Annotated in this window: 11 protein-coding genes; 5 read left to right on the top strand and 6 right to left on the bottom strand. The window is 66.2% G+C overall.

Going from position 1 to position 11,962, the window contains the following annotated elements; genetic code table 11:
* The first annotated feature begins 54 nt into the window (after window positions 1-54).
* Window positions 55-315, top strand: a complete 261-nt coding sequence (locus tag ACM9HJ_RS12460; RefSeq protein ID WP_416572057.1) for an antitoxin — start codon at window positions 55-57, stop codon at window positions 313-315.
* 556 nt (window positions 316-871) lie between these two features.
* Here ACM9HJ_RS12460 and ACM9HJ_RS12455 read toward each other — a convergent pair.
* The 4 genes from ACM9HJ_RS12455 to ACM9HJ_RS12440 all read right to left on the bottom strand — a co-directional run bounded on the left by ACM9HJ_RS12455 (window position 872) and on the right by ACM9HJ_RS12440 (window position 6,041).
* Window positions 872-2,578 carry a GMC oxidoreductase gene (locus ACM9HJ_RS12455; protein ID WP_416572056.1) on the bottom strand — a complete coding sequence of 569 codons (1,707 nt, stop codon included), beginning with the start codon at window positions 2,576-2,578 and terminating at the stop codon, window positions 872-874.
* Window positions 2,578-3,114 (bottom strand): gluconate 2-dehydrogenase subunit 3 family protein, encoded by a 537-nt coding sequence (locus ACM9HJ_RS12450; RefSeq protein WP_416572055.1) that lies wholly within the window; start codon window positions 3,112-3,114, stop codon window positions 2,578-2,580. Before ACM9HJ_RS12450 ends, ACM9HJ_RS12455 begins: the two co-directional genes overlap by 1 nt.
* An 8-nt stretch (window positions 3,115-3,122) precedes the next feature.
* On the bottom strand, window positions 3,123-4,403 hold the full coding sequence (locus ACM9HJ_RS12445) for a 3-keto-disaccharide hydrolase (RefSeq protein WP_416572054.1): 1,281 nt from the start codon (window positions 4,401-4,403) through the stop codon (window positions 3,123-3,125).
* A 105-nt stretch (window positions 4,404-4,508) separates the two neighbouring features.
* Complete coding sequence (locus ACM9HJ_RS12440; protein WP_416572053.1) at window positions 4,509-6,041, bottom strand: YifB family Mg chelatase-like AAA ATPase; 1,533 nt, start codon at window positions 6,039-6,041, stop codon at window positions 4,509-4,511.
* Between the two features lie 290 nt (window positions 6,042-6,331).
* Here ACM9HJ_RS12440 and ACM9HJ_RS12435 point away from each other — a divergent pair, with 290 nt between their 5' ends.
* Entirely contained in the window at window positions 6,332-6,790 is a 459-nt protein-coding gene (locus ACM9HJ_RS12435) for a (2Fe-2S)-binding protein (RefSeq protein ID WP_416572052.1), read from the top strand.
* Between the two features lie 3 nt (window positions 6,791-6,793).
* The gene (locus ACM9HJ_RS12430; protein WP_416572051.1) at window positions 6,794-9,034 is read left to right on the top strand and encodes a molybdopterin cofactor-binding domain-containing protein; all 2,241 of its coding nucleotides are present in this window, start codon (window positions 6,794-6,796) and stop codon (window positions 9,032-9,034) included.
* A 78-nt stretch (window positions 9,035-9,112) separates the two neighbouring features.
* Here the strand turns inward: ACM9HJ_RS12430 and ACM9HJ_RS12425 are convergent, their stop codons facing one another.
* A complete protein-coding gene (locus ACM9HJ_RS12425; RefSeq protein ID WP_416572050.1) occupies window positions 9,113-9,895 on the bottom strand; it encodes a substrate-binding periplasmic protein in 783 nt (260 codons plus the stop codon).
* A 124-nt stretch (window positions 9,896-10,019) separates the two neighbouring features.
* Between ACM9HJ_RS12425 and ACM9HJ_RS12420 the strand changes: the two genes are divergently transcribed.
* Window positions 10,020-10,394 carry a VOC family protein gene (locus tag ACM9HJ_RS12420; RefSeq protein ID WP_416572049.1) on the top strand — a complete coding sequence of 125 codons (375 nt, stop codon included), beginning with the start codon at window positions 10,020-10,022 and terminating at the stop codon, window positions 10,392-10,394.
* Here ACM9HJ_RS12420 and ACM9HJ_RS12415 read toward each other — a convergent pair.
* A complete protein-coding gene (locus ACM9HJ_RS12415) occupies window positions 10,391-10,699 on the bottom strand; it encodes a hypothetical protein (RefSeq protein WP_416572048.1) in 309 nt (102 codons plus the stop codon). The two genes, ACM9HJ_RS12420 and ACM9HJ_RS12415, sit on opposite strands and share 4 nt — an antisense overlap.
* 219 nt (window positions 10,700-10,918) lie before the next feature.
* On the opposite strand from ACM9HJ_RS12415, the gene ACM9HJ_RS12410 reads away from it, so the two are divergent.
* The gene (locus ACM9HJ_RS12410) at window positions 10,919-11,791 is read left to right on the top strand and encodes a dienelactone hydrolase family protein (protein WP_416572047.1); all 873 of its coding nucleotides are present in this window, start codon (window positions 10,919-10,921) and stop codon (window positions 11,789-11,791) included.
* Window positions 11,792-11,962: the final 171 nt, after the last annotated feature.

Raw genomic sequence — 11,962 nt, 5'->3', positions numbered from 1 at the left:
ACATTGCACCCAGCATATATCATGATAGATACCACCTGCCGGGAGACGAGGATCATGACCCAAACCGCCAAGCTGTTCACCAATGGCCGCAGTCAGGCGGTGCGCTTGCCGGCCGCCTTTCGGTTCGATGCGAAAGAGGTGTTCATCCGCCAGGACCCTGAGACGGGCGACGTCATCCTGTCGCGCAAGCCGGCGGATTGGACCGGCTTTCTCACCGCGTTGAAAGGTGCCGACATGCCGGCCGATTTCCTCGGCCCTGCCGACCGTAATCAGGGCATCCAGGCCCGCGATCCCTTTCAGGGGTTGGACGATTGACGCGCTATATGCTGGACACCAACACCGTCAGCCATCTGCTGAGGGAACATCCGGCTGTTGTCGGCGGATGACGACCACCCCTATGGCCTCGCTGTGCCTCTCCGCTGTCACCGAAGCGGAACTGCGCTACGGGCTGCACCTTGGTCAGCAACGATCAGCCATTCACTCACCTGACCGGTCTGGCGCTTGAGGACTGGACCCTGGAATGAAGGCGGCCCCGCCGCCCGCCTTTCCAGGCATCACCGCGCCAACCGCTGACTTTTCCATCCCCGCGTGCTAAAATCCAACCATCAACAGCATTCTTGCGTTCTGGCCAGAGAGACACCGGTGAAACGGTGGCTGGTAACGGGGCATACCTTTTCAGAGCGGGCCAATCCGCTCCTCTGAAACAGGCGCGTTTTTGTGTTGCACTCTGTTTCACATCATTCGGAACTGGCACCCAACCACCTCTGAAACACCACCGAACGAACGTCGCAGAACGTTTCACATCATCCGGAGTTGGCACCCCCGACCTCTGAAACCCTGCCCCCATGTCGCACAGCGTTTCACAGCACCCTCAGATCACCCCGTCCTTCAGCAACCCCACCGCGCGGTTCGCCGCCCGCGCCGTCAGGGCCATGTAGGTCAAGGACGGGTTCTGCGTGCCGGTGGAGGCCATGCAGGCACCATCGGTGACGAACAGGTTGGGCACCTCATGCGCCTGGTTCCATCCATTGAGGACCGAACTCGCCGGATCGCGCCCCATGCGGGCCGTGCCCATCTCATGGGTCTTGGCCCCCACCGGCGTGTCGAAGCGGGCGTAAGGGCTGACATCCTCGCACCCACCGGCGCGCAGGATGTCCGCCGCCTCGTCCCGCGCCCGGGCGATCATCGCCTTCTCATTGTCGCGCAAGGTGCAGTCCAGATGGGCCAGCGGGATGCCCCAGCGGTCTTTCTTGCTGGGGTGCAGGGTCAGGCGGTTGTCGGGATGGGGCAGCATCTCCCCGAAGACGGTCAAATGCATATGCCAGGCACCATGCGTCAGGGCCGCCTGCTTGGCGCCCGCCCCCATTCCCGGCCGCTGCCCCGCCCCGGCCAGCGGCCGGCCGCGCCCGGCCCCGCCCTGGAAGCCGAAGCCGCGCAGGAAAGTGTCGCCCGGCTTCTGCGCCCTTGTGCGGTAATTGGGGACATAGATGTCGTTGGGCCGCCGGCCGAATTCGTACCGGTCCAGCATCCCCGGCACCCGGCCGGACGCGCCGGCCCCGCCGACATGGTCCATGACATACCGGCCCAGCGCGTCGGACCCGTTGGCCAGCCCGCGCGGATGAGCTTCGCTGCGGGAATTCAGCATGATCTGGGCCGAGGCAATGGTGGAGGCACACAGGAAAACCATGCGCCCCCGGTGGGTGCTGGCGGTCATGGTATTGGCATCGATCACCCGCACGCCGGTGACGCGGCCCGTGGCCGGGTCATGCTCCAGGCTGTGGGCGATCTGGTCGGTCAGCACGGTCAGGTTGCCGGTGTTGTGCGCGGCTGGCAGGGTGGCCGACAGGCTGCTGAAATAAGCGCCATAGGAACAGCCGCGGCTGCAATGCATCCGCGCCTGGCACCGGCCACGGCCCAGCGCCTCATGCTCCGCCGTCGGCTGGGTCATGTTGGCGGTGCGGCCGATGATCATATGCACGCCGGGCATGGTGCGCTTCAGGGTGCGGGAGACCTGCTTTTCCGCGCAATTCATCTCGAACGGCGGCTGGAAGATGCCGTCGGGCAGCTCCTCCAGCCCCTCCAGCGACCCGGAAATGCCCGCGAACCGCTCGACATGGTCGTACCAGGGCGCCAGGTCGGCATAGCGGATGGGCCAGTCCACCCCGTGCCCGTCGCGCAGGTTGGCGGTGAAATCCGCCTCGCTCCAGCGATAGGACTGGCGATACCAGGTCAGCGACCGTCCGCCCAACTGGTAACCGCGTGTCCAGATGAAGGGCCGGTCCTCGGGATGGGAGAAAGGATAGGTCCTGGTATCGGCGAAGAATTGCAGATGCTGCATCTTGTAGATCCAGTCACCCTTGTCCTTCAGATATTGCCAGCCATTGCCGGCATAGCTTTCCGGCACCAGATTGCGGAACTCGATCTCCCACGGTGCCTGGAAATCGGTGTATTCCGGTCCGGCATGCTCGACATTGCGCCCGCGCTCAATCACCAGGGTCTTCAGCCCCTTCTCGCACAATTCCTTGGCCGCCCAGCCGCCGGTAATGCCGGAGCCGACGACGATCGCATCCCATTCCATCAGCGCCGCTCCTCCACCAGATGGCGGTATTCGGCCTTGGACAGGTCGCCGCGATAATCACCGGGCACGGCAACATAATCGGGATCGGCGCCCTGGCTGGTGAAATAGGCGTACCAGATCAATTGCTTCAGCCTTCGCCAGCCCTGGTCCTCCGGCCGCTTGCCGCTGAAGGCGGCGATGTCGATACCGGTCAGCAATGCCGCCCGCTCCGCCGGTGCCAGGGCCAGGAAGGGTCGCGGCCCCTTGCCATCGATACCGGCCAGGACGGCGCGGAACTGGGCTTGGGTCTGCGGCTCCGCCCAATCGACCATCAACCCATCGACCACGCCATGGACATTGGCGTCCCTGGCGCCCGGCGTGTCGGTGGCCGGGATCATGATCTCCGCCACTTCCGCCAGCAGCGCCATTTCGGGGCCGGAGAAGAAGCGGCCGACCGGCCCCTTCGTCCCCTCATAGGCCCAGGCCGGCAGCGGCACCGTCGCCGCCCCCCCGACCAGGGCGATGGCGGCCAGCAGGGCCTGTCGCCGGTTCATCATCGGGGTTCTCACAAGGGCCGGATGCGGATGGACCGGAAGGACAGGCGGCCCGCACCGGGGCGCAGCGATACCGGCCCCGATGCCGGCAGGCCGAACCCGGCCCGGCTGCCCGCCACCAGCTTCGACCCGTTCAGCCAATGTTCGACCCGGTCACCCTGGACCAGGATGCGCACGCGGTTCCAATGGCCGGCGGGCTTCATGCTGGGCTTGTCCGGGTTGGGATCGGTCAGGTTGCTAGCCCCCACCTTGCCCTCCAGGCTGCCGCTGGCCGTCTCCCCCTGCCCCTGCGACCCCTGGGCCAGACGATAGAAGGCACCGCCCAGGTACCCCACGGCCCCGTCGGCCCCCTCCACCGCCTGCACATCCAGTTCCAGGTCGAAATCGCCGAACCGGTCGGCACTAACGATGGCGCCCTCTGCCCCCTCGCGGATGATGGCGCCATCGGCGATGGACCAGCCCCTACCCGACAGGCCAGACCACCCGCCCGCCCCCTTGCCATCCCACAGCAGCCGCCAGCCCAAAGCCACCCGCTCCCTGGTCAGGTGGTTGGCGATGAAATCCTGCTCATCCGTCACGTCCAGCGGGCGGCGCGTATAGCGGCCGGGGTCATCGGTGATCACCCGCAGGTCCTTGAACCGCACCTCCAGCCCGGCATTGGCCGGATCGGGCCCGACATCATGTACCTGCAGCCCGAAGAACCCGCGCGGCGTCATGTCATCCACGACATTGGCGGCGGGCAGACCGTTCAGCCAGGTGCGGATGCGGGTCCCCACCGCCTCCACCCTGATATGGTTCCAGTCGCCGGATTTGAAGCTGGCCTGGGTGTCCGGCCGGTGGGCGGGTGTGGCCAGCCACAGGCGCCGCTGCTCGTCATAAATCCCGCCGGTCCAGCGCCGCGCGGCATGATCGATCTCCACCTGATAGCCATGGACGACGCCGTCGCGATAGTCGGGCTTGGATTCCGACCGGATCATGATGCCGGTATTCAGGCGCGGATCGGTCTTCACCTGGCATTCCAGGATGAAATCATCGAACAGCTCGTCACTGACCAGGAAGCTGTTGCGCGATTTCTCAACGGAGGTCCCGATGATCTCCCCCTTCTCCAGCCGGTAGGGCGCATGCCCGCCCAGCCGCCGCCAGCCGGGGATCGACCCGTCCGGGGCCGGCGTCGCCGGGATCAGGGGCCGCCAGGGCAGCGGGCTCGACGCGCGAGCATCGGGGATAAGCGGCAAGGCAGCGGCACCGGCCAGCAGGGCCAGGGATGCGCGCCGGGAAAGGGGCTTCGCCATCGTGGATCCTCCCGAACATATAGGTCCGGGCTTGATTGGGATGCCCGGTTGCTGTCGCTTGTGACAACCTTGTCATAGCGCATTATCGGGGGGAAGGAAAGCCCGCTACCGCCCCGGCGCCACCCGGCGATAGGACAGCGCTTCGGCCACATGCAGGCGGCGCACGCCATCGGCCCCTTCCATGTCGGCCAGCGTCCGGGCCACGCGCAGGACGCGGTGATATCCACGGGCCGACAGTTTCAGCCGTTCCGCCGCCTCGGTCAGCAATTGCCGTCCCTGCACGTCGGGGCCGGCCACCTTCTCCAGCACCTCGCCATCGGCCTCGGCATTGGTGCGGATGGGCGGGTGGCCGGGGGGCAGCAGGCCGGCATAGCGCGCTCGCTGCCGGTCGCGGGCGCTGGCCACGCGGGCCGCCACCTCCGCCGTGCCCTCGCGCGGGGGCGGCAGCGACAGGTCGGCGGCACTGACCGCCGGCACATCGACATGCAGGTCGATCCGGTCGAACAGCGGGCCGCTGATCTTCGACTGGTAGTCCGACGCGCATTTCGGCGCCCGGCCGCAGGCCAGGGCGGCATCGTCCAGATGACCGCAGCGGCAGGGATTCATCGCCGCCACCAGCTGGAACCGCGCCGGATAGGTCACATGGTGGTTGGCCCGGCTGACCGTGGCGCGGCCGGTCTCCAGCGGCTGGCGCAGCGCCTCCAGGCTGCCGCGGGCGAATTCGGGCAACTCGTCCAGGAACAGCACGCCATGATGGGCCAGGCTGATCTCCCCCGGCCGTGCCCGCGTACCGCCGCCGACCATGGCGGCCAGGGTGGCGGAATGATGTACTTCGCGAAACGGTCTTGTCCGGATCAGCCGCCCACCCTCCAGCCCGCCGGCAATGGAATGGACCATGGAGACCTCCAGCGCCTCCGTCGCGTCCAGGCGCGGCAGCAGGCCCGGCAGGCGCGCGGCCAGCATCGACTTGCCCGATCCCGGCGGGCCCAGCATCAGCATATTGTGACCACCGCTGGCCGCCACCTCCAGCACCCGTTTTGCCGTCTCCTGGCCCTTGACGTCACGCAGGTCCCGAATGCTGCCGGGTGCCTCCACTTGCAGCTTCGGTTCCGGGCGGGACAGAAGCTGCGTGCCCTTGAAATGGTTGATCAGCGCCAGCAAGGATGGTGGCGCCAGAATCTCCAGCCCCTCGCCGGCCCAGGCCGCCTCCCCCCCGCTGGCCGCCGGGCAGATCAGGCCCTTGCCGCCGGCCACGGCGTTAATGGCGGCGGGCAAAACACCGGCAACGGTGGTGATGGACCCGTCCAGCCCCAGCTCGCCCAGCGACTGGTACCCCGCCATGGCATCGTCGGGCAGGATGCCCATCAGCACCAACAGGGCCAGCGCGATCGGCAAATCGAAATGGCTTCCTTCTTTCAGAACATCCGCTGGCGCCAGATTGACCATCAGCCGTTGTGCCGGCAGGGCGATGCCCAGCGCGTGCAGGGCGCCGCGCACCCGTTCCCGGCTTTCCGCCACCGCCTTGTCGGGAAGGCCGACGACGGTGAAGGTGATGGGCCCGCCCGTCATCTGCACCTGCACGTCGATGTCCAGCACATCTATGCCTTGAAAGGCCACCGTCCAAACACGCGCTGCCATCCCATCCCCGCCCGCACTCGTCTTCCGGTGAGTATAGGCGATTAGACTTGCAGGCGGAAAGGGTCCTGCGGGGCGGTTGCGGACAAGATTCGCCTGGGCTGTACTGTACAAGTTATCCTCGATATATCCTGATGAATATAACGATCACGCCAAGTACATGCGTCGCCCATCCCATATGAAATGAAATGATCGAAATCTGGAAGACTTCCAAAGCCCTACCCCGCCATTCTCGGCTCCGAACGCGGGCTTGGCGAGGGCCCGGCGCATTTCATTCTTGATTGAGGTCAGCGATGATAAGCCTGGAGATCAACGGCAAGGTCCGCGAAGTGGACGTGCCGGAGGACATGCCGCTGCTGTGGGTCCTGCGCGATGAACTGAACATGACCGGCACCAAGTTCGGCTGCGGCGTGGCCCAGTGCGGCGCCTGCACCGTGCATGTCGACGGTCAGCCCACCCGGTCCTGCCAGTTGCCGGCATCCGCCGCCGTAGGATCGAAGATCACCACGATCGAGGGGATTTCCGGCAAGGCCGCCGCCGCCGTGCAGAAGGCCTGGGCCGATCTGGACGTAGTGCAGTGCGGATATTGCCAATCGGGTCAGGTGATGGCGGCCACGGCCCTGATCGCCGAGAACCAGAACCCCAGCGATGCCGATATCGAAGCGGCGATGGACGGCAATGTCTGCCGCTGCGCGACCTATGTGCGGATCAAGGCGGCCGTGAAAGTGGCCGCCAAGCTGGCGAGGACCTGAGCCATGATGCTGCGTCAATTGCTGCGCCAGGCCGCGTCCAACGTGGCCGAACCCGCCCCCACCCGCCGCGCCTTCCTGAAGGGCACCGGCGGCGCCCTGATCATCAGCGCCACCGTGCCGCTGGCCGGTTTCGCGGCCGAAACGGCGGCTCCGGCCATCGTCGGCCCCGCCGACCCGCGCCCCAACGTCTTCGTGCGCGTGGCCAAGGACAACACCGTCACCGTGCTGGTCAAGCATCTGGACAAGGGCCAGGGCATCATGACCGGCCTGACCACCATCGTGGCGGAAGAACTGGACGCCGACTGGGCCCAGATGCGCGGTGAGCATGCGCCCGCCGACAGCAAGCTGTACGCCAACCACGCCTTCGGCCTGCAGGGCACCGGCGGTTCCACCGCCGTGGCCAACAGCTGGGACGAGCTGCGCATGGCCGGTGCCGCCGCCCGCGTTATGCTGGTGAACGCCGCCGCCGCCCAGTGGAAGGTGCCCGCCGACCAGATCACCGTCGCCAAGGGTGTGGTCAGCCACAAGGCCTCGGGCAAGTCCGCCACCTTCGGTCAGCTGGCCGAAGCTGCTTCCAAGCAGCCGATCCCCGCCAAGGTGACGCTGAAGGATCCCAGCCAGTACAGCCTGATCGGCAACGAGACGCTGCACCGGCTGGACCATGTGTCCAAGACCAACGGCACCGCCATCTTCGCTCTGGATATCCGCCGCCCGGGTCAGGTGACGGCGGTGATCGCCCGCAGCCCGCGTTTCGGCGGCACCCTGAAATTGGTGGACGACAAGGCGGCCCGCGCCGTACCCGGCGTCATCGATGTTTTGTCCCTGCCGGTGGGCGTGGCCGTGGTGGCCAAGAACACCTGGGCCGCCATCAAGGGGCGCGAGGCGCTGACCATCCAGTGGGATGACAGCAAGGCGGAAAAGCGCGGCACCGACCAGATGCTGGCCGAATACCGCGCCCAGGCCCTGAAGCCCGGCGCCAAGGCCGCCCGCAAGGGCGACACCGACGCCGCCTTCAAAGCTGCCGCCAAGGTGGTGGAGGCGGAATACAGCTTCCCCTATCTGGCGCACGCGCCGATGGAGCCGCTGAACGCCACCATCGAACTGACCGCCGATGGTGGGGCGGAGATCTGGGCCGGATCGCAGTTCCAGGGCGTGGAACAGATGGTCCTGTCCCATATCCTGGGCACCACCCCGGACAAGATCAAGATCAACACCCTGTGGGCCGGCGGCAGCTTCGGCCGCCGCGCCACCACCACTGCCGACTACATGGCCGAAGCAGCATTGGTCGCCAAGGCCTTGGCCGCCAAGGGCAGCAAGGTGCCGGTGCATCTGGTCTGGACGCGTGAGGATGATATCCAGGGCGGCATGTACCGGCCGCTGGTGGTGCATCACGTCAAGGCCGGTCTGGACAAGGCGGGCAAGGTCACGGCCTGGCAGCAGGCCATCGTGGCCCAGTCCTTCATGGCCGGCACCCCGTTCGAGGCGGTGATGGTCAAGGATGGCGTCGATGCCACGGCGGTGGAAGGCGCGTCGGACATGGCCTATGCCGTGCCCAACCTGTCCGTCGATTTCCACCTGATGAAGTCGCCGGTGACGACCCTGTGGTGGCGGTCTGTGGGCCATACCCACACCGCCTATGCCAAGGAGGCCTTCATCGACGAGTTGGCGGCCGCGGCCGGCAAGGATCCGGTGGCTTTCCGCCTGGAATTGCTGGGCGACGCGCATCCGCGCCTGACCGGCGTGCTGAAGCTGGCGGCCGACAAGGCCGGCTGGTCCAAGCCGCTGGCTGCCGGTCCCGCCGGCACCAAGCGGGCACGCGGCGTGGCCGTGCATGAAAGCTTCCAGAGCTATGTCGCCCATGTCGCGGAAGTGACGGTGGACGCGTCCGGCAAGGTCAAGGTCGACCGGGTCGTGGTGGCGGTGGATTGCGGCGTGCCCGTGAACCCCAACGTCATCAAGGCGCAGATCGAAGGCGGCACCGGCTTCGCCATCGGCCATGCGCTGCGCGACCAGATCACCCTGACCGACGGCTTGGTCGACCAGAGCAATTTCGACGGGTACGAACCCCTGCGCTTCTCCGACATGCCGGCGGTGGAAGTGCATATCGTGCCCTCGAAGGCCCGGCCCACAGGCGTGGGCGAACCCGGCGTGCCAACAGCGGCGCCCGCCGTCGCCAACGCCGTGTTCAAGGCCACGGGCCAGAAGCTGCACGACCTGCCCTTTGCCAAGGCGGGCGTGGTTTAAGACCAATTCCTGATGAAATCAGCTCATCGGGAATTGCTACAGGAGATGAAGGGGGCCGGTTCGCCGGTCCCCTTTTTTTCATTTCGGATGAGGCAGCCCCAGAAAGGGCCGGTATTCCGGTTCCACATCCTGCGGCAGGCGGATGGAGGCCGAGGCCCTTTTCAAATCGGCTTCCGATATAAGCCCGCCCTTGGGCACGCCGACGGTGATGTGGTAGCGGGTGGCATAGCCCTTGATGGCCAGATCGCGGCGGTCGCGGGCGAAATAGTGGAAAGTATATTCCGACACGAGGCCATATTCGATGCGGCCATGTTCGACCAGACGGAAAACATTCTCCTCCGTCCGCACATCGCGCCGCCCCGATCTGCCCTCGGCCAGCGCCCGGCCCACCCGCTCGCCATATTCATAACCGATGACCGTGGCCAGTTCCGCCGGCAGCGCGCACTTCCCGCAAATTTCCTTCGCCGCCCTGGGCCCGATAATGACGACATCGGCGCTGTAGAGCGGGCGGCCGAACCACAGATCGTCGGGGGTGGTATACCATTCGGGCGATACGTGGCAGAGCATGTCGGCCTCCCCAGCCCGCATCAGTTCCGGCACCCGCCTTGGCGGCGCCAGCCGGACGGTGGTGGCATAATCCAGGCGTCCTGCCACTTTGCGGCACAGCGCGATGGCCAGGCCAGCCGGTTCCGCCTGCCCGTCTTCCCGGATAAGATAGGGTGGTGGCAAGCTGTCGGCAACCAGCAGGCGCAGGACAGGGGCGGGCTCTGCTGCCCGAACCATTGAGGCGCCGGCCAGCAGGCACAGGAAGGCCGCAGCCAGCCAGCGCACATCCACCCCGTTCCCGACCGGACCACCCATTGTCACTGCCCGCTATAATCCAAAAGAGATATAGCCACGAAGCCAAGGTCTTGGGGAGGGTGGACTTGTTGGTCAGGCGCCGGCTGTGAGAGGTTGTTCACCTAACCCTTGTCCGGAGGATGCGATGGCGGCGGTGCTGGGATTGGGTGGATTGTTCATCAAGACGGCCGATCCGGCCGCCATGGGCGAATGGTACCGGCGGGTGCTGGGTATCGATTGGGGCGATTTCGGCGCCATGTTCGCCCATCCCGACCGCGGCTTCACCCTGCTCAGCGGGTTCAAGGACACGACAAAATATTTCGACCCGTCGCCGCTGCCGGTGATGCTGAACCTGATCGTCGATGATCTGGACGGGATGCTGGCGCGGGCGGAGGAGGCCGGGGTGGAACCGCTGGGACGCGATGACAGCGACCCGAACGGCCGCTTCGGCTGGCTGATCGATCCCTGGGGATTGAAGATCGAATTGTGGGAAGCGCCGCCGGCAGCCGATAAAAACTAGATTCGTTTTCCCCCGGGACGCGGCGCGTGGCGCGGGTCGGTATAGGCCTTTGTCGCCTCTTCCGGCTTTCTCAGGTTTTCCATCAAGGTCATGGCGAAGCGCCCCCCATCGTTGCGCGACCGCAGGAAGGCGGCCACCACCTCGCGCGCGGCATCCTTGTCATAGGGCACCTGATCGGGCGGCAGGGTGCGCGCCGCCTCCGCCGCTTCGGCCGCCTTCTGGGCACGGGCCAGCACATCGGGATCGATGCGCCGACGGATGGTGCGGATCTGGCGCAGCAGCTCGGCTTTCGCGTCGGTGGTCATGGCCCTGGTCCCGGTTGGCAGGGCTTCAGGATGCGCGCAACCGGGCCTTCGGGGCAAGCGGCAATCAAATCAGCCGGATGGGTGAATGGATGGTTGCACGAACCGATCCTTTGCCTATCTTGGGCGTCCAGTTGCTGGCTTTCCGTGCGATTCACGCTTGGAAACGTAAACGTTCCAAGCGATCGCACTCCAGTGCCTGGAGAAACACGGGAGAAACCCATGGATCGCGTTGACGCCGAAGCCCAGTGCCTGCTGTCCCCCCTCAATCCCACGCTTTCACGACGGATGTTCGCCATGACGACGCTGGCGGGCGGCTTCGCGCTGTCCACCCTGCCGGTCTCCGCCCAGACCATCAACACGCCCACCGACGGGCTGGTGGCCGGTGAGGTGCAGATCCCGGTGGAAGGCGGCACCCTGCCGGCCTATCGCGCCAAGCCGGCCGGCAAGGGCCCCTTCCCCATCGTCATGGTGGTGCAGGAAATCTTCGGCGTGCATGAGCATATCAAGGATGTCTGCCGCCGCTTCGCCAAGGAAGGCTATCTGGCTGTGGCGACAGAGCTTTATGCCCGCCAGGGCAATGCCGCTTCCTTCACCGACACCGGCGCCCTGATCCGTGACCTGGTGAACAAGGTTCCGGACAAGCAGGTGCTGGCCGACCTGGATGCCACCGCTGCCTGGGCCGCCAAGGATGGCGGTGATGCGGACAAGCTGGGCATCACCGGTTTCTGCTGGGGCGGACGCGCCACCTGGCTCTATGCGGCGCATAATCCCAAACTCAAGGCAGGTGTCGCCTGGTATGGCCGCCTGACCAGCGCGCCCACGGAATTGCAGCCGCTGGTGCCGGTCAATCTGGTGCAGAAGATGACCGCGCCCGTGCTGGGCCTTTATGGCGGCAAGGATGGCGGCATTCCCATGGCTGATGTGGAACGCATGCAGAAGGCGCTGGAAGCCGTGCATTCGCGCAGCACATTCCATGTCTATCCGGAAGCCCCCCACGCCTTCCACGCCGATTACCGGCCCAGCTACCGGCCCGACGATGCCAAGGATGGCTGGAAGCGCTGCCTGGAATGGTTCCGCAAAAATGGAGTTTAGTTTTCCTCAAACGCCGGCGCCGCATCCGCGGCTTGGCTTCACGCCGCACGTGCGGCGCGGCGGCAGCCGCTGCCGGAGCGGCTTCAGCTGTTAGCTGAAACCGCTCTCCCCCATCAAGCTCATGCCGGACCGGCCGTTCTGACGCTTGCCAGGGCGGGGGCGGGACACCAT

The organism is Niveispirillum sp. KHB5.9 (genome assembly GCF_048066115.1).
GTDB lineage: Bacteria > Pseudomonadota > Alphaproteobacteria > Azospirillales > Azospirillaceae > Niveispirillum.
The sequence above is the reverse complement of the archived record's forward strand: the minus strand, read 5'-3'. Positions and strand labels throughout refer to the sequence as shown.